The organism is Pseudoneobacillus rhizosphaerae, assembly GCF_917563885.1.
Classification (GTDB): Bacteria; Bacillota; Bacilli; order Bacillales; family Cytobacillaceae; genus Pseudoneobacillus; species Pseudoneobacillus rhizosphaerae.
The window spans coordinates 1-17,612 of the sequence record NZ_CAKJTG010000036.1 but is presented as its reverse complement, the minus strand read 5'-3'; the positions used below and the strand labels follow the sequence as shown (position 1 = coordinate 17,612).

The 17,612-nt window shown below is 36.6% G+C and carries 14 protein-coding genes; 5 read left to right on the top strand and 9 right to left on the bottom strand.

The features are described 5' to 3' along the window. Window positions 1-3: 3 nt before the first annotated feature. Complete coding sequence (locus LRP83_RS21030) at window positions 4-885, bottom strand: LppY/LpqO family protein (RefSeq protein ID WP_230498795.1); 882 nt, start codon at window positions 883-885, stop codon at window positions 4-6. Between the two features lie 147 nt (window positions 886-1,032). Further along, window positions 1,033-1,644, bottom strand: a complete 612-nt coding sequence (locus LRP83_RS21025) for a YybS family protein (protein WP_354002363.1) — start codon at window positions 1,642-1,644, stop codon at window positions 1,033-1,035. Window positions 1,645-1,756: 112 nt separating this feature from the next. Between LRP83_RS21025 and LRP83_RS21020 the strand changes: the two genes are divergently transcribed. Together LRP83_RS21020 and LRP83_RS21015 are read left to right on the top strand one after the other, a co-directional pair. Further along, window positions 1,757-3,358, top strand: a complete 1,602-nt coding sequence (locus LRP83_RS21020; protein WP_230498794.1) for an acetolactate synthase large subunit — start codon at window positions 1,757-1,759, stop codon at window positions 3,356-3,358. 280 nt (window positions 3,359-3,638) lie between these two features. Beyond that, a complete protein-coding gene (locus LRP83_RS21015) occupies window positions 3,639-4,541 on the top strand; it encodes a DNA adenine methylase (protein ID WP_230498792.1) in 903 nt (300 codons plus the stop codon). 99 nt (window positions 4,542-4,640) lie between these two features. Here LRP83_RS21015 and LRP83_RS21010 read toward each other — a convergent pair whose 3' ends face one another. From LRP83_RS21010 to LRP83_RS20995, 4 genes are all read right to left on the bottom strand, one after another. Beyond that, entirely contained in the window at window positions 4,641-5,087 is a 447-nt protein-coding gene (locus LRP83_RS21010) for an SRPBCC family protein (protein ID WP_230498790.1), read from the bottom strand. Window positions 5,088-5,409: 322 nt separating this feature from the next. Beyond that, window positions 5,410-7,407, bottom strand: a complete 1,998-nt coding sequence (locus LRP83_RS21005; RefSeq protein WP_230498789.1) for a S9 family peptidase — start codon at window positions 7,405-7,407, stop codon at window positions 5,410-5,412. Window positions 7,408-7,630: 223 nt separating this feature from the next. Beyond that, the gene (locus LRP83_RS21000) at window positions 7,631-9,457 is read right to left on the bottom strand and encodes a M3 family metallopeptidase (RefSeq protein WP_230498786.1); all 1,827 of its coding nucleotides are present in this window, start codon (window positions 9,455-9,457) and stop codon (window positions 7,631-7,633) included. A gap of 236 nt (window positions 9,458-9,693) precedes the next feature. Beyond that, window positions 9,694-9,996 (bottom strand): RNA polymerase alpha subunit C-terminal domain-containing protein, encoded by a 303-nt coding sequence (locus tag LRP83_RS20995; RefSeq protein ID WP_230498784.1) that lies wholly within the window; start codon window positions 9,994-9,996, stop codon window positions 9,694-9,696. Window positions 9,997-10,468: 472 nt separating this feature from the next. Here LRP83_RS20995 and LRP83_RS20985 point away from each other — a divergent pair, with 472 nt between their 5' ends. Further along, window positions 10,469-11,893, top strand: a complete 1,425-nt coding sequence (locus LRP83_RS20985) for a tyrosine phenol-lyase (RefSeq protein ID WP_230498781.1) — start codon at window positions 10,469-10,471, stop codon at window positions 11,891-11,893. 380 nt (window positions 11,894-12,273) lie between these two features. Further along, the gene (locus LRP83_RS20980) at window positions 12,274-13,950 is read left to right on the top strand and encodes a M4 family metallopeptidase (RefSeq protein ID WP_230498779.1); all 1,677 of its coding nucleotides are present in this window, start codon (window positions 12,274-12,276) and stop codon (window positions 13,948-13,950) included. A 164-nt stretch (window positions 13,951-14,114) separates the two neighbouring features. Here the strand turns inward: LRP83_RS20980 and LRP83_RS20975 are convergent, their stop codons facing one another. Continuing rightward, window positions 14,115-15,023 carry a DsbA family protein gene (locus LRP83_RS20975; protein ID WP_230498810.1) on the bottom strand — a complete coding sequence of 303 codons (909 nt, stop codon included), beginning with the start codon at window positions 15,021-15,023 and terminating at the stop codon, window positions 14,115-14,117. 199 nt (window positions 15,024-15,222) lie between these two features. Here LRP83_RS20975 and LRP83_RS20970 point away from each other — a divergent pair, with 199 nt between their 5' ends. Continuing rightward, the gene (locus LRP83_RS20970; RefSeq protein ID WP_230498777.1) at window positions 15,223-15,792 is read left to right on the top strand and encodes a TetR/AcrR family transcriptional regulator; all 570 of its coding nucleotides are present in this window, start codon (window positions 15,223-15,225) and stop codon (window positions 15,790-15,792) included. Window positions 15,793-15,848: 56 nt separating this feature from the next. On the opposite strand, the gene LRP83_RS20965 is transcribed toward LRP83_RS20970, so the two are convergent. Further along, window positions 15,849-16,418, bottom strand: a complete 570-nt coding sequence (locus LRP83_RS20965) for a TetR/AcrR family transcriptional regulator (RefSeq protein ID WP_230498776.1) — start codon at window positions 16,416-16,418, stop codon at window positions 15,849-15,851. Window positions 16,419-16,421: 3 nt separating this feature from the next. Next, complete coding sequence (locus tag LRP83_RS20960) at window positions 16,422-17,138, bottom strand: MBL fold metallo-hydrolase (RefSeq protein ID WP_230498774.1); 717 nt, start codon at window positions 17,136-17,138, stop codon at window positions 16,422-16,424. Window positions 17,139-17,612 lie beyond the last annotated feature (474 nt).

Here is a 17,612-nt window from a genome sequence, read left to right as displayed (position 1 = left end):
CAATTATTTTTCTGGATAAATCTTTTTAGTTGTTAGAACTTCGAAAGCATCATCGACTGCCTCAGCAAAGCAAATTGGTTCCTCTATTTTTTCAAAATGAATATACATAAGGCGAGGGTCGTCAAATAACCAATGATTATGGAATGCCGTTACGATGATATTGTGCTCTCGGAGTCGGCTTACTAAAGGGTTAAATTCCTCCTGAAGTATAACTGATTCACCACTGCAAAGAGCGGTTCCATCTCTAGTTAATGATTCGAATACAAACATTTGAGGAATTAATAAAAACGATTGAGCTCTTCTACCTAAAACGGTAGGCTTAATATTCGTGCGAGCTTTCATCACCATACAAATTCCGTCTTCAAAGGTATGCATTCCGCCTAGTATTTTATGAAAATCCTCACATAACTCTTCTGCCTGTTTAGAGGAGCCACCTCGATGAAAACCAAAGTCAAAGCGGAAGTCTCTCCTACCTATTTCCCTATCGGTCAACACCTCTAAAGCCTCACATACTTTTTCGGCAAAGCATAAAGGTTCGTCGATTGATTCAAAATGAATGAACATCAGACGTGGTTCATCAAAAAGCCAATGATTGTGAATGGCTGTTACAATAATACCATTCTTACGTAACTGCGAGACAAAAGGGTTAATTTCTTCTTGAAGGATGACGGTTTCTCCTAAGCAAAGTGCTCTTCCATCACCATCGATATTTTCAAAAGAAAAAGCCTGCGGAACAAACATAAAAGATTCTGCTCTTCGTCCTAAAACAATAGGATGTAAGTTACTTCTTGATTTTGTAGCTGTACAAACTCCATTGATTACACTTGGTGTTGCATCAAGAATTCTTGCAAACTCTATACAAAGGCTACTAGGCTGATTATCCACTTTCTCACTCCTAATTCAGATTCATAGACAATGTATGCCAGATAATAGCGTTTGTAAGGGCAAATGTTACTAATGGATAAAATACATCCCTATCAATAAATTTATCCTTTGGCTGGATTGCACCATGGTCAATAAAGAAATTGCAAACTATAAATTGAATTTTCTAGAGACTATTTTCAAATAGACAAAGCTAACTTCAACCCATATCCAGCTATAAAATAATGTAAATAAGAATATGGAACCAACTATAGAATAGTTGAAGCTACTGGAAACCGATGGACCCAAAATAGGAAATTTAATTCCGTATAACAAAATCATAATTCCAATCGTTAAAAAGAGGGAGCCGCATAATAGGATGCTAAGTCTTTTTTCAAAAAAGTGAAAAGCCATACCAATGCCCAATCCTAACAATCCAGTTGTAAACGGAAAGACGATGAGTTCACTTGGGACAAGGACAAAAATTAAGAGAATCGAAATCATGTAGGAAATGAATCCAAGAGACTTTGAAAAAACGGTACAAATCAAAATGGGTGCAGAAGCTAATGGACTAATGAAATATCCGATTACTGGTAAAATCCCTCCTGCTAAATGGAAAAGTGTTGCCAAGCTACTGAGTATGGAGCCTAAAACCAATCGTTTTGTTTTAGGAAAATCGTTAAAAGCAAGCTGAATGGATTGAATCTCCTTTGAAATTGACCTGAAAAAATACACCTGATTCACCTCATTAATAGTGACTATAAGTAATAGGTATTTAGCCAAATCGATTTATATACAATTTTTTGGAAAACTCCTTGCCCCTTTTGATAAATGGGGGTTTTTTGCCATTTTAAAGGGCAAAATAAAGAAAAATCAACTCGAAAAGAGGATTCCAATGAAAGCAACAGATCTACTTGTTCAATGCCTAGAAAAAGAAGGGGTTGAATATGTTTTTGGAATAATGGGGAAGGAAACTCTTGACCTAATGGATTCATTATCAAAATCTGATAAAATTCAGTTTGTAAATGTTCGCCATGAACAAGGGGCAGCTTTTATGGCAGATGTTTATGGGAGATTAACCAAAAAGGTTGGCGTGTGTTTGGCTACCTTAGGACCCGGAGCAACGAACCTTTTGACAGGCATAGCAAGTGCAAATCTAGACCATTCACCAGTGGTAGCTATAACGGGACAAGCAGGTTTTGAGAGACAGCATCCAGAATCTCATCAATATTTAGATATAGTTAAAATATTTGAACCTGCAACAAAGTGGAGCGTTCAAATCAAAGAATCGCAATCGATTGCTAAAATAATTCGAAAAGCCTTCCGAGTAGCAGCCATGGAAAAGCCAGGTGCTGTTTTAATTGAATTGCCAGAGAACCTAGCAGCACAAATGATTTCAAATCAACCGTTACCCGTAGTCCCTATTCCAAAAAGTGAACCCATTGGTCAAGCAATAGAGGAGGCTTTAACTCTCATTGCCCAGTCACAGAAACCACTCATCATTGTAGGCAACGGGGTTATCAGGCAAGATGCAGTGGCTGACCTCCACGCTTTTGTGGAGAAGCTTCAATCACCAGTGATCCATAGTTTTATGGCAAAAGGAGTGCTTCCCAAAAATCATCCCCTTAATTTTTTTACTTTTGGTTTTAGTAAGAAGGATGAAGTGTTACCTTTAATAGAGGAATCCGACTTATTAATTGTGGTAGGGTTTGACTTTATTGAACAACTACCAAAAGAGTGGAATAAAAAGGCTAGATCTATCCTACATATTGATGCACTACCAGCAGAAATGGATGAATACTACCCTGTTAAGGTAGAATTAGTTGGTGATATATCTCAAACGTTCAAGACGCTTAATAAACAAGCTATTCCAACTAAATCATGGTTTCCGATAGGGAATTTAAAAAATCAGATTAAACAGGCCTATCAAATTGATTCAGATTTGAAACAAAATCAAATGATGACGATTGAAAACATCTTAAAGGTTATTGAAAAGACCTCAACAGAGGATACCATCGTCATTTCTGATGTCGGTTCTCACAAATTATCCATTGCCCGAACCTATCAACCGAAACAGGCAAATCGTCTAATTATTTCAAATGGTTTAGCTTCGATGGGAATTGCCCTGCCAGGAGCGATTGGAGCCCAATTAGCCTGCCCAGCGGCACCGGTTATTTGTATTACTGGTGATGGCGGGGCATTAATGAATATTTCTGAATTAGAGACAGCTAAACGGTTAGGTATTGCGTTTACTATCATAATTTTAAATAATTCAACATTAAAGTTAGAGGAACAAATGATGATAGAAAGATTCGGAAATAGTTTTGGTGCAGCATTTGGAAACCCTGATTTTGTGCAGCTGGCTCGAAGTTTTGGAATAAAAGGGGTAAGAACTAGTCAACTAGCGGAGTTTGAGGAAACCTTGATGGAAGCTCTAACTCAGAACACAGAGGTTACGTTGATCGATGTTCAAATGAATATTGATTCTCATAGATAAGAGAAGGAGCAAATCAAATGATTTGCTCCTTCTTCAAAAGCCCTAATATCTATATTAATATACTCTGCGAAAAATGTAGAATTTTGTATTGGTTAAATGAAGACTACATAATGGTATATAAATGTATTGTTTAATCAAACGTTTGATTGAAAATTGTTATGTTAAAATAGTAAAATATATTCTAGAAAAAAATAATCATACTAAATTATTTTAATTAAATAGGATCTATGATATCGTAATATGACATCAAATTACTAGAGTATTGATGAGGTGATAACGAATGAAACCGATTTTTAAATATCGTGGTGGGAAACTAGCAGAAATTAAGTCTTTTCAACATCACATACCAGAAACCTTCGATACTTATATTGAACCCTTTTTTGGCGGTGGAGCTGTATATTTCTTTTTAGAACACCCAAAATCAATTATTAATGATATTAATGAGAAATTAATTAATACGTATAGACAGATTTCAGATCGTAATAGTTATCATAAAGTAAGAAGCCAATTGGACATTCTTCAAGAGATATATGAAAAAAATCAGTTAGAATATGAATTAATAAAAAAGGATAATCCAACTGAACGTATCCCGAATAAAAATGAAGAATTATATTATGAGATGCGTAACCTGTTTAATTATCCTACAGATGAATGGTTAGAATCGGTTGTTTACTTTTTTATTAATAAAACAGCTTACAGTGGAATGATTCGTTATAATAAACAAGGTGAATATAATGTCCCTTTCGGAAGATATAAGAATTTTAATACAAAATTACTGACGAATGAACATCATGAATTATTAAATAAAACTGAAATTTACAATACGGATTATTCTACAATTTTTAACAAGGCTGCTTCAAATGATTTTATGTTTCTTGACCCGCCTTACGATTGTATTTTCTCAGACTATGGTAATGAAGAGTTTACAGGTGATTTCGGTGAGGATGAACATTTTAGATTAGCACAGGATTTTAGAAATCTTGATTGTAAGGCATTAATGATCATAAGCAAAACACCGTTAACAACGAAATTGTATAAAGACTTTGTTGTAGATGAGTATCATAAAAGCTATTCCGTTAATATTAGAAATCGTTTTAAAAGCGAAGCAAAACATTATATTATCCGTAATTATGATCTATCAAAGGTTAGTCTATTAAAAGAAGAATTATTGCTAAATAAATAGAAACTCTAGGCTGTCGAACTTTTAATACTCGACAGCCTATTAAGTTGGTCCATGCTATAGGTATACCATATTTTTAAAAATAGGATGAAACTTTCTTTTTTACTTATCTTGTGATTCGAGAACGCGTCGAATATATGTTAGATGGTCGCCGTCTTCTTTTTTTAGAATCTTGATAATCAGTGGTTTCGTAATGCTCATAATTAATCCACTCGTTTTTACTTCACATTGAAACTTTACAATTGTCCCATTATTGCCTTCACTTAACTGATAGTGATAAGTCACTTTTAAACCATTTACTTCGCTCTGTGCGGAAAAGGCAGTTGCAGCTTCATATTGAACGACCTCAATCATTGCCTCTGCATTTCTACCTCGAATAACTTTGGTTTCCTTAAATTTAGAACCTACCCCAATTGGTCCATCCGTAAGTTTTTCAACATTTATGATGTCCTCATTCATTTTGGGACCATTGCGTAAATCTGAAATAAACTCAAAGACTTCTGTAATTGGACGGTCTATCGTAGTTTTATCTGAAAATGCTGGTTTCATAAAAAAACTCCTCTAAGAAAATTAGTACTGAATCTCATTTGATTATAGCATGGTAGGGTGTTTGTGGATTAGTTGTTTCATAACATAAAACCTACCACCACATCTCTAACAATCAAAATAAAAAGTACGAACATATATCTTAATTAAACGTTTGATTAATGTAACCTTAAGTACCGCCAGGACTGAATTTTATTGCATTCAATCAAACGTTTGATTAGGATGGTAGCTATGTTGTCACCTGAAAGTGAAATAGGTACTTTTACAAAATAATAGAAAGAGAATGAGTTCTTGGACTCATTCTCTTTCTATTATTTAATCATTCTTAATTTCGGCGATCGTCAAACCAGCCAATTAAATGCTGTAGACGCTCTAAGCGATGTTTCGGTTTGCCAGAACGAGAAAGCTCATGGCATTCATCCGGGAAGCGAACTAACTTTGTTTCCACGCCTAGACGCTTAAGGGCAATATACCATTGCTCAGCTTGCTCCATTGGGCAACGTAAGTCCTGTTCGCTGTGCAAGATGAGTGTTGGTGTTTTCACATTACGAGCATGAGTCAAAGGTGAAACCTTTAATAGCTTTTCTACATCATCCCAAAGGTCCGCATGTCCATGCTGCCATTCTGTGAAGAAGAAACCAATATCACTTGTTCCGTAGAAGCTGTGCCAGTTACAAATACTGCGCTGAGTAACGGCTGCTTTGAAACGATCTGTACGAGTAACGATTACGTTCGTCATATATCCGCCGTAGCTTCCGCCAGTTACGAATAATTGGTCTTGGTCGATATAGTTGTAGTTTGCTAATGCATGATCAACACCAGCCATAATATCTTCATAATCCATTCCGCCGTAATCACCGATAACCGCATTTACAAATTCATGACCATATCCATGGCTTCCTCTTGGGTTCGTGTAAAGCACAACATAACCTTTAGCGGCCATTAATTGCATTTCATGGTGTAAACCATTTCCGTATGCTGTAGCAGGACCACCATGAATTTGAAGAATCATCGGATATTTTTTACCATCTTCATATCCAAACGGCTTTAAAATCCAGCCTTCAGTATCTTGACCATCCGTGCTCTTATAATGGAAATTTTCAGGAGTACTTAAATAAACCTCGTTATAAAGCTCTTGATTCCAATTAGTTAGCTTCACAACGTTATTCACATTTTTTAAATCTTGAGTGACTACATCACCTGTTGAGTGAGGAGTAGCAAGAACAAGAACTGCTTGATCATCACTTACAATATCATATGAAGTAACAGATGCAACGGAAGGAGAAAGGGCAGCTGAAACCTCGCCTGCTAGATTCACGCTAAATAATTGGCAATCACCGCCAACCGTAGCATTAAAGTAAATGTTAGTGCTTGAAGAATCCCAAATTAAACGTTGCTCTGCTGTGTCATACTTCGCATCAACACCAACGAGATTTCCAACTGTGTAATCAAAGCCTTCTGTTAAATTCGTTAACTCACCTGTCTCTAAAGATAGTAGGAGAACATTGGCATTACCTTGACTTCTTTCACCACGTGTATGACCAGCAACAGCTAACCATTTACCGTCTGGTGAAACGGAAGGAGCCATTATATAGCCATTTCCTTGGTAAAATAATGACTCTTCCTTAGATGCGATATCATATTTCCAAATCGCTGGCAGGTAACCCCACTCTTGATCTTCAGCCTTTGTACCAATATAAAAAAGACTTTTTCCGTCTGGAGAGAAGCGTGGTTGACCAAAATCATGCTCACCTTCAGTAAGCTTTGTGTAAGATTTTGTATCAACATCAAATAAATAAACATGCTTACGATCGTCGTTATAAATACCAACTCCATCACCTTTATAACGAAGTCTAGTAATCACCTTTACATCACTTTTTTCTTCTTTCTTTTCTTCGTCTTTATCAGTGGTAAGCTTTAATTCGCCGCTAACCGTAAGAGCAAGTTGACTACCATCTGGAGACCAAACAAAATCGCCAATTCCTTGTTTTATGTCGGTTAATTGAATCGCTTCTCCACCCTCAGTATGTAATAGATAAACTTGATTTTTTCCTGTACGGTTTGAACGGAAAGCAAGTGTGCTTCCATCTGGGGACCACTTTGGTGCTGCGTCTTTTACTAAGCTATCCTTTGAATAATGAGAAGTAAACTGTCTGCCTTCCCCTTTTAAATTAGTGACATAGATAAAAGAATAATAGCCATCTTTTTCTTTATCTACATGAGTTAAAACATAGGCAACCTTGTCTTTAGTAGGTGAGACTTGAGGATCTCCTACAAACTTAAACTTAATTAAATCTTCTGCTGTAATCGGACGTTTTGTCATTATAATACCTCCAAATTGGCAATCTATAAGTCTAGTTTATCATTTCGATAGACGAAGTAAAATAGAATATTTCTATATTTCAAAATAAATTGAACATTCCTGTTTGAGCTTATTTCTCTAATTTGCAGATTATGCTACCTACAATAGTAGATAATAGTGTTTTTCTTTATAGTAAAAAATTTTTGGAGTTGGTAATCGAATTTTTATGAATGTTTGTTAAAAGTTAAAAGCTATTCTCTAATTCATCCACAATCCTTCCTACATGGGCAATAGCTTGTTTGATGACATCTGTCGTTGACAATTCCAGACCAGCCTGCCTATATAGATCAAGCCCACTCATCGAACCTCCGAGTTTAAGTACATTTGTCCATTGTTCACCAACTGATGTTCCTTCAGTTTTTATACGGTTTGCAATGACTGTGGAAGCCGATGTGCCAATAGAATAAGTAAAAGGATAAAGACCCATATAGTAATGAGGCTGTCTCATCCAGGTTAATTTGGCCCCATCATCTATTTCGACCGTTTCGCCCCAGAATTCCGAGAGTATAGCTCCTTTTGTGTTACTGATCACCGCAGTTGATAAAGGCATCATTTGATCAGCCATTTTATAAAGTCTTCTTAACAATTCAGCCTCTAAAATATGGGTTACACAATTGTGATGATAACTCATCATGGAATACATGTTTAACCAGCGATGTAATCGAGGATCATCTCGATTATCTTTCAAGTATTGGACAATTAAATGTTCGATCAAAGTAGACGGTGCCTCTACAAACAATAAGGATTGGCCATTGTTGATGATATTCTGATTTTGAGCTGAAAGGGTGAAATGTAACGCGTGCCCGAGCTCATGTCCAAGGAGTATCATATCAAATAAATTTCCACCCCAAGGATAAAAGGAATAGCCATGAACTCCGTGAACACCACCGCCAAAGGCAATCATTCTTCGCCCGATATTATCACCTCTATATACCCATCTATCGGTAAATACCTTTCGCATTTGTTCTTGATACTCAGATCCTAAAACCCCGACAGCTTCAACAATGATTTCGCCTGCTTCTTCATAACTAATAGGAGGATCAAACTCAGGATCTAATGGCGCTTTCACATCTGAGAAAAGCAGTTTATCTAATCCAAGTTGGCGTTTGCGTAAACGAGCATATCTTTGCATATGTGGTGCAAGCTCTTGTTGAAAGGTATCTAAGACCTCTTCAAAAAACGAGGTAGAAACACCATCCCCTGAATAAAAGTGATTCGCAGCGGGTGATGAATAATGAAGCAAATAATCCATCGTCGTAGGATAGTTTCGCAATTTTGCAATCGATACATTTTTATTTACTTCACTAGATAAAGTTTGTGCTAATCCATGTTGATATTTTTTCAAACCATCTGTTAAGGACTCATAGGCATTTCTGCGCAACACTGTATCAGGTGAAGTTTCAATTTGGGTCATATACATGAATAATGAGACAGGTACTTCTTTGCCGGATTTATCTTTCACTGGCTCAAATTTCAAATCTGAAGCGGTAATATTTAGATAAACAGAATTAGGTGTATCTAAAGTTTGATTTAAAGAAGCTAATAAATTCTCTATCTCCGGCTCTAAAGAATGGTCACGTAATTCTTCAACTTTTCCTAAAAATCGGTGATAGGTTAGTAGACCTTTCTCTTCATCTATGTACTTAGTTAGGATTTTTTTAGGTAAATATAAAAAAGTATTAACGATATTTGTACTAACATTAAAGGATTTTTTTCCTAGAGTTTGCGTACGCCCCATCCTATTTTGATTTACTGGATCGGTCCCATCTTCCGAATATTTATAAAAGGCATAGCTAGAAGTACGATTATAGCTCCCCATTAAACAATCGTATCTTTCAAGTAAATCAAGTGTACTCTTGGCACTATCTAACTGAATAGTGCCTTTTAGAAACTCATCCAATTCCTTTTCAACTTGAATATAGGCTTTTTCCCATTCTTCCTCAGAAGAAAAAATATCTGCTAGATTCCAAGTTTCATCAACAGGAACTTCATTCCGGGTTATTAAGCTCATTTAGCATACTCCTTTACTATTTGTTTATATAACAGAATTTTTAGATAATGCACTTTAAGAATAAATTAGTTCTTGGAGGTATGTCAAAATAAAGCATAGTAACCCATTTCGAAGGTTTGAAGAGGACGAATCTATCCCTGTAATCTTCAAAATGTAGAAGTCTATTTTTGGAATTACAACGGTCAAGATAAGAGGCTACTTGTTCAAAAAAATGGAGCAATTTCCCCTACATATGTTTAATTATTATCTAAAAAAAATGCTAAACCTTCGTTTTCTAAAGCCTTCCTAAGTTTAGGTAATGAAGCTGGTCCCATTCCGTGAAATTGTAAAATCTCTTTTTCGCTAAATGTGGATAGCTGCTGTAAAGAAGTTATCCCTTTGTTTTCCAATGCGCGTCTAGCTGGTGCGGATAGTAGCGAAAGAAATCCCGTTTCGGGCTTACGCTCTTGTTCACATATCGGGCAGGTTGGACAGTCACTACTTTTGTAATAGTTGTGACCTTTATTGCATGTCCTTAAATTTTTCTCAGAGGTTGTCATTTAAACATTCTCCTTTTCACAAGATGATTTAGGGGAGAGCAAGTTTTTTGATCATGTCTTTACTTCTGGTGCTATCAGAAAGTATTTCTACGACAAGTGAAGGGATACCTTTATAATAATCTTTTTCGTCTAACTTTTCCTCCAAGTCACAAATATTCATATTATCAGGCTGAACGATATTAATGCTCTCTGGTGTTCTTTTAAGTTCTATGCCTGCAAATAGATTTCCCCATCAGAAAAGAGCCTATCAAATTTTTCTCTTTTTCATGACAAAATACGACTTAGGAATAATAATTTTTGTCATTTCCTGGGCAATAGTGGGAGATTTTATCGGAAATAGTGATAAAAACTCGATATTTCCACTATTTATATGTTGCCTTAAAGCGTTTATGGTTTAAGGCGTATTCTTGAGAATCTTCATTAAAATATCCTAAACTTTTAGTAGATTAAAAAATGGTGGAGGGATATTTTTATGAAGAGAAGAATGGCAGAGCCTTACAAAATTAAAGCAGTTGAGCCTTTAACAATGTTAACCTATGAAGAAAGAAAGGAAGCTTTAAAACAGGCAGGCTTCAACACATTCCTTATCGATTCGGCTGATGTTTACATCGATTTGTTAACGGACAGTGGAACAAGCGCAATGAGTGACAGACAGTGGGGAGCTTTAATGGTGGGGGATGAGGCATATGCGGGAAGTAAAAGTTGGAAGAAGTTAGAAGCTGCGGTGCGAGAGATATATGGCTACAAATATATATTACCAACTCATCAAGGACGAGGTGCCGAAAACATTTTATCGCAGCTGAAAATAAAGCCAGGTGACTACGTTCCAGGAAATATGTATTTTACCACGACAAGAGCCCATCAGGAACTTAATGGTGCAACCTTTGTTGATATTATTATTAATGAGGCACATGATTCTTCTATTGAACTTCCTTTTAAGGGGAACGTAGACCTTCAAAAATTGTCTAATCTCATCCAAAACGTTGGACCGGAACGTATTCCATATGTATGTGTAGCGATAACGGTCAATATGGCTGGGGGCCAGCCCGTGAGCATGCAAAACTTGCGTGAGGTTTATGAACTATGTCATCGATATGGAATTGATGTGATGTTCGATGCCACTCGCTGTGTCGAAAATGCTTATTTTATTAAAGAAAGAGAAGCGGGATACAGCAATCATAAGATCAAAGATATTTTAAAAGAAATGCTTTCTTACTCGGATGGATGTACGATGAGTGGAAAGAAGGACTGTCTCGTTAATATCGGAGGCTTTTTAGCGATGAATGATGAAGATTTGTATGCCCGTTCTCGTGAGTTGGTGGTTGTGTATGAGGGAATGCCGTCATATGGAGGAATGTCAGGTCGTGATATGGAAGCGATGGCACAAGGAATCTATGAATCTATCGATGACCACTATATTAGCCACAGAATCGAGCAGGTTCGCTATTTAGGTCAGCAGTTGATTGATGCTGATGTTCCAATCGTTAGACCAGTTGGTGGTCATGCTGTTTATTTGGATGCGAAGCAATTTTTACCTCATTTACAACAAGAGGAATTTCCTGCTCAAGCTCTTGCGGCAGCCTTGTATCTTGATTCGGGTGTAAGAGCGATGGAGCGTGGTATCATTTCTGCAGGACGAAACAAAGAGACTGGTGAACATAATAAACCACGACTAGAGCTAGTCCGATTGACGATTCCGCGCAGGGTGTATACGAATAGCCACATGGACGTGGTTGCGGATTCCGTTATTTCACTCTTTGAAAAGAGAAATCAAATTAGTGGTTTAAGAATGGATTATGAACCTCCAACACTGCGATTCTTTAATGCAAGGTTTTCGCCACTTTCCGAAAATCAAGAGTTAATTGCTGCAGAGGAGAATGTGGTTAGTACCCAATAAGAAGTGTTTCTTTATGATTTCTAGGAGACTATTACTAGTATATTTCTATAAAAAAATACAAAAAAGGAAGAAGCCTTTGGACCCATTCCAAAGGCTTCTATAAATGAGTAGATATTTTTGTCGATACCGGATTCAATAAATATTTTCCTCTATGCCAAACAGTCTTAAACTCTCGTCTCACTTAGTTTAAGTACTTTTCTTCAAAACTATTAGAAGAACAATGGGGGTTGCTGAATAGTGTTTTATACCTGTCTGAATATGTTAACTGGGCATAATTGTCTATGTTTTTTATTGTTTTCAAATAATTCTAATTATTCATGTAAATAATATCTTCCCGTTCTATAATGAATTGAATGTAAATTTGTGGGAGGTATGGAATATTGAAGAAAAAATTTATTGTACCTGTTGTTCTGTCGTCAGTGATGTTGGTAGGAACTATTCCAGTTAGTAATGTATTTGCGCAGCCGGATAATTCAAGTTTGGTTAGTAGTGTACAAGCTTCTAAGGAGTGGAATGAGAAAGCAAATGTTCCTGTTTTTGTAAAAGAGCGATTTGCAGAAAAATTCTCTTCTAGTACTCCTTCCAATGCCTTAAACTATTTGAAGAAAAACCAAGGGAAAACCGGAATTAATAACCCAGAGAAAAGCCTAAAAGTAAAAAATGTACAAAAAGATGAATTGGGTATGACTCACGTCCGCTTTAATCAAGCAGTAAATGGGGTTAATGTAGAGGGAGCAGACATTATTGTCCATTTTAGTAAGGATAATGAGGTAGTATCTGTTAACGGAAGAATAAATCAGACGATTGATGATGCTGTAGTCGACACAACGGCTTCCTTAAGCAGTGATGCTGCACTAAAGGTGGCACTGTCCTCTGTCAACGCGCCAGAAGAGCTGACTTATGAGCCAACTTCTGAGCTTGTTATCCTTCCCTTTGAAGGAGAGAATCGAACGGCGTATAAAGTAAATGTTAACTTCATGGGGGATGAGCCTGGAAACTGGTTTGTTTTTGTGGATGCAAATTCGGGTGAAGTTATTGATGAGTATAATGGCTTAATGCATGCGGATGAAATGAAAACACAAAAAGGGGTCGGAAAAGGTGTACATGGCGACCACAGGGAATTACATATTACTCAAGTGAAGGAGCCAAATTCCGGAACGAAGTTTGCGTTAGCGGATTACTCTCATGAGAACCTTGGAGGAATTGTAACGTACGATGCTAAAAATGATAACACATCCAGTAATGATACAGTTTATGTTGGGAATTCTGCAGCATTTATCGGTGACTATGATCGAGCTGCTGTCGACGCACACTATAATTCCGAAAAGGTTTATGATTATTTTCTAAATGAACATGGTCGTAATTCCTTAGATGGAAATGGGATGGCGATTATTTCAAAAGTTCACTATGGTACCAATTACAACAATGCTTCCTGGAATGGGCGTTGGATGACCTATGGTGATGGTGACGGGATATTCATGACTTCTTTATCAGCTGGTCTTGATGTTGCTGCCCACGAAATGACTCATGGTGTTATCACTCATTCAGCAAATTTAGTTTACCGTAATCAATCCGGCGCATTAAACGAATCATTCGCAGACATCTTTGGTGTACTCGTTGACGATGCGGATTGGGAAATGGGCGAGGATATTATGGCACCGGCTGCTAAAGCTGACGGTGTAACAAGATTGCGAAGCTTGAGTAATCCTAACAGTGTAATAGTCAGCAATGAGCAAAGAAGGGCGTACAGTACAAATGGCGGAGTATATCCAGATCACATGGATGAATTCTACTATATGCCAACTTCGGTAGATGGTGGAGGAGTCCATGTTAACTCCTCGATTACAAACCATGCTGCATACTTAATTGGTCAAGAGATTGGAAGAGAAAAATTAGGTAAGATTTACTATCGTGCTTTAACTGTTTATTTAACCTCAAATTCTGATTTCAGTGACGCACGTCAGGCTATTGTTCAGTCTGCGGTCGATCTTTATGGTGAAGGAAGCGCTGAAGTGGCAGCAGTTCATTCTGGATTTGATTCGGTGGGAATTTACTAAGTCAATTATAATGTCTACAAGAAAAATTGAATTCTGGATTTAATTGAACATTTAAAAACTCCCTCAGACTTAGAGTTTGAGGGAGTTTTTCTATGACCGTACAAGTATCTTATAGTGTTGTGTTATATACTTTGTTGCCTTTCTACGTATACACTAACAGATGATTATTTCTGTATAAAATATAATTCTCCTAGAATTTCATTTACTTGATAACGATCTGGTGAAAGCTCTTTTTCAATAAAAGAGTTAACTTCCGATTGTTCGATATCGTACATTACTTCAATTTCTTTAGAAAATAGAAGTTTTTCTTTTTCAAGCAAGCTGGAAAGGGATGGTTGTTGTTTTGGTTGCAATTCTTCCAAATTTAGAACTTGTTTTAATCCGTCAACATAGTTTTCAAACGGACGGCCACCAACAATTTTTACGCCTTTATTTTCCTCATTGATCATGATAATGGTAGGGAAACCTCTGGCACCTAAGTCTCTAGTTAGACCAAAATCTTCATTCAATAATTGTTGTCCGATTGGTTGTTCAGCTTTATTTACAATCGCTTCTCCGTTAAGACCAAGTTTATTTACGATTTCAATCATAACAGATTTTTCTGAAATATTCTGATTAAATGCGAAGAGTGCTTCTCTTGTACGGCGCAAGTATTCAAATGCGGTTTTCTCATTATGGTCTTTTTGAATTACCTTAAATACACGAGAGGGTGGGTAGGATGATTGAACTGGATTATCAATCATTAAAGTCCCATCGATTGGCATCCTTGAAAATTCTCCAACTTCTCTCCAGTGACCTGCAACATCGGCTGGTTTATAAATTCCATTTGCAGGATCGATTGGTCCGTCATGCCATTTTTCCAGCAAACCACCCATAACCGTATGAAAGTTAAAATGATCTCCATACTGCTCTACAAAACGACGAAGAACGGGTTCGATTGCCCAGCAATGAGAACAAATAGGATCAGTTACGTAATAAAGATTAACCGATTTTTTGGGTTGATTAAAATCAATAACCTCGATTACCTCTTCTCCAGCTACTCCACATACACCTGTTTCCAAATCACAAATCATATTATTATTGTTCTTCAATTCATTTCCCTCATTTCTTTTATTATTAAGATTAAAGTGCTTTCAAAGACGCAATACCTTTTATTTGCTTTACAATTGAATTGTAAGTGATAATGAAAATCATCAATACCAATACTTCATTGAATTTGTCGTTTATACAACACAATTAGGAATTTGTTTAAAAAGTAGGAGTGATAACAAAATGACTCAATCTAAAACAGACCCGCGAGTTTTACGTACTCGCAAATTAATTATGGATTCTTTCATTGACCTTTCAGGGAAAAAGGAGTTTAAGGATATTACCATTAAGGATATAACGACAGAAGCCATGATTAATCGTGCAACTTTCTATTATCATTTTGAAGATATATATGACTTATTAGAAAAGGTATTATCAGAAGTATTGTTAGTTAATTTGAATTATGATATTTACCAGAATGACGAACTAAATGAAGAAGCTTTTGTTCGTATCTTTCAAGCGATAACCAATTTCCAAAAGTCATTATCCAATCGATGCCATAGGGGATACGAAGATACCATTGCTCGAATAATTAGAGAACAGCTCGAAGTTATTTTTTACAAGATGCTGTTAAAACAAAAAAGAACGGAAGAGGATGAAGCACTAAAAATTACTGCTGTCATCTTAAGTTGGGGAATTTATGGGGCTTCTGTAGAATGGAAAAGAAATAGTAAGGATGTATCGCCAGAGGAATTTGTTAAATCAGCCATTCCATATATCATTTCTGGGATTGATTTTGGCTCTAAAAACTAAGTCGCAAATTAACGTTTTAATAGGGAATGAGGAAAAGGACAGGGGAAACTCCTGTCCTACAAATCTTTCATTCCTTTAATAAAGGCAATGATGACTATTTCTACACTCTTATCCACATCTAAAGACATTTTAAAGCCACCCTTTTGCTCCAAAGCTGAAAATCCATGTAAAATACTGCGTAATCCTCTAACGGCATGTAAAGCTAGATCTCCTTCTAAATGAAATGATTGTAACACCTGAACGGATAATTGGACGATTTTCGCCCCTGCCTGCTGCACTTCCATTTCTTCAGGATCAGGTGCCATTAATGTCGCTTCATATAAACCAGGATACTTTCGGGCAAAATGGATATAGGCTTTGCTTATCGAAAGCAGGGCTTCGTTGCCTGACACCCCAATAGCAGCCGTGACTAAATCATTATAAAGTTTTTCAAGTCCATATATAGCTAACTTTTTTCTTAATCCTGGCAGTCCATCAAAATGATTATATAAAGATGGGGGGCGAATATTTAGTTTTTTTGCTAAGTTTGCTAAAGTAACCTCTTGCATGCCATGTTGGTTGGCTAATTCTCCAGCAGCTTCAAGAATCGTTGGTATTTCAAGTCCAATTTTAGGTCTGGGTGACATCACTTATGCTCCTATTCTTATTTTTTTCTCTAAATGATGGATAGCCTGTTTCATTGCCGTTACGGGATTTTCTATCATTTCACCATGGCCAACTGCTAGTAAGCTTGGTTCCATTTCCGCTAATTTTTTCGCGCTTTTCAAGGCCGTCATTTTACTCCATGTGCCAAAAGCAGGGAAGGGAAACAAAGGTTTTATATCTCCAGCAACGGCAATCCCGCCCCTCGTTTGGAAAGCATCACCGGCAATTAATGCTTTAGTCCGATTATCGAAAAAAGACATGGATCCTGGTGTGTGTCCTGGTGATTCAATCGCCGTTAACGAACCGATTTGATCTCCTTCTTCTAATAGAAAAGTTGCTCGTGTTTTTAACTTTTTGGGAACTCCGCCTTTAATGGGGGCTTGTTCTTCATCCTTATCCAATGAACGGTCGCCATTCATTAATCGGTTATCCCGGACTGAAATATAGACTGGTACATCAGGTAGCTTTTCCATTATCAAATCTAATGCTCCAACATGATCTTCATGTGCATGTGTTAAGACAATTTTTGTAATAGGCTTACCAATGGAATCGGCAGCCTTTAATATTCCTTTGGAAAAATTACTTAGAGCTGCATCAATTAAAGTTAATCCATCTTCTTCCTCAACCAAATAACAATTCACCGGAAATATATGAGCCATAAACGTTACTTGATACAAATATCCCTTTTTTATCAATCTCATCACCATCTACTCCTTTTAACTAATATCGTTAGTTTTATTTTAACTAATACTATTAGTTTTATCAACTGTTTTTTCTATAATTTTGGAAAAAGTTGATGGAGAATAGGGACAGTTTAGTTCTTATGCCACCTTGGTAACAAATAGAGGGTATTTGTTACTGTGATTATTTTTACTGAACCGTTCCGTTTAGGTGTATAAATGACAATGAAAAAGGCGTGCAATCTGACAACAGATTTGACACGCCTTTTTCATTTATTTTGGTACTTTGAAACCGATAATTTTAAATAAAGAGCGAACCCTCAAGGAACAAGAGGAGGGAGTCGACATGGGTTGATAAATAAGCGGAGAAATTTCCCTTAATTACGAAATAGCACTGAAAATAGCTTAAATAGACGGAAGGATTCCGGCTATTTACTCAAAAAACGTCAAAATGGGTCATTTCGCTTTGCTTAACCGGAAAAACTCCGCTTATAT

What these genes read in the sequence shown, in the direction of transcription:
- LRP83_RS20975 (WP_230498810.1), bottom strand. Translation starts at nt 15,023, where the DNA reads ATGATTTGTGATTTGGAAACAGGTGTATGTGGAGTAGCTGGAGAAGAG.
- LRP83_RS21015 (WP_230498792.1), top strand. Translation starts at nt 3,639, where the DNA reads ATGAAACCGATTTTTAAATATCGTGGTGGGAAACTAGCAGAAATTAAG.
- LRP83_RS21010 (WP_230498790.1), bottom strand. Translation starts at nt 5,087, where the DNA reads ATGAAACCAGCATTTTCAGATAAAACTACGATAGACCGTCCAATTACA.
- LRP83_RS20995 (WP_230498784.1), bottom strand. Translation starts at nt 9,996, where the DNA reads ATGACAACCTCTGAGAAAAATTTAAGGACATGCAATAAAGGTCACAAC.
- LRP83_RS20960 (WP_230498774.1), bottom strand. Translation starts at nt 17,138, where the DNA reads ATGAGATTGATAAAAAAGGGATATTTGTATCAAGTAACGTTTATGGCT.
- LRP83_RS20965 (WP_230498776.1), bottom strand. Translation starts at nt 16,418, where the DNA reads ATGTCACCCAGACCTAAAATTGGACTTGAAATACCAACGATTCTTGAA.
- LRP83_RS20970 (WP_230498777.1), top strand. Translation starts at nt 15,223, where the DNA reads ATGACTCAATCTAAAACAGACCCGCGAGTTTTACGTACTCGCAAATTA.
- LRP83_RS21000 (WP_230498786.1), bottom strand. Translation starts at nt 9,457, where the DNA reads ATGAGCTTAATAACCCGGAATGAAGTTCCTGTTGATGAAACTTGGAAT.
- LRP83_RS21020 (WP_230498794.1), top strand. Translation starts at nt 1,757, where the DNA reads ATGAAAGCAACAGATCTACTTGTTCAATGCCTAGAAAAAGAAGGGGTT.
- LRP83_RS21005 (WP_230498789.1), bottom strand. Translation starts at nt 7,407, where the DNA reads ATGACAAAACGTCCGATTACAGCAGAAGATTTAATTAAGTTTAAGTTT.
- LRP83_RS20985 (WP_230498781.1), top strand. Translation starts at nt 10,469, where the DNA reads ATGAAGAGAAGAATGGCAGAGCCTTACAAAATTAAAGCAGTTGAGCCT.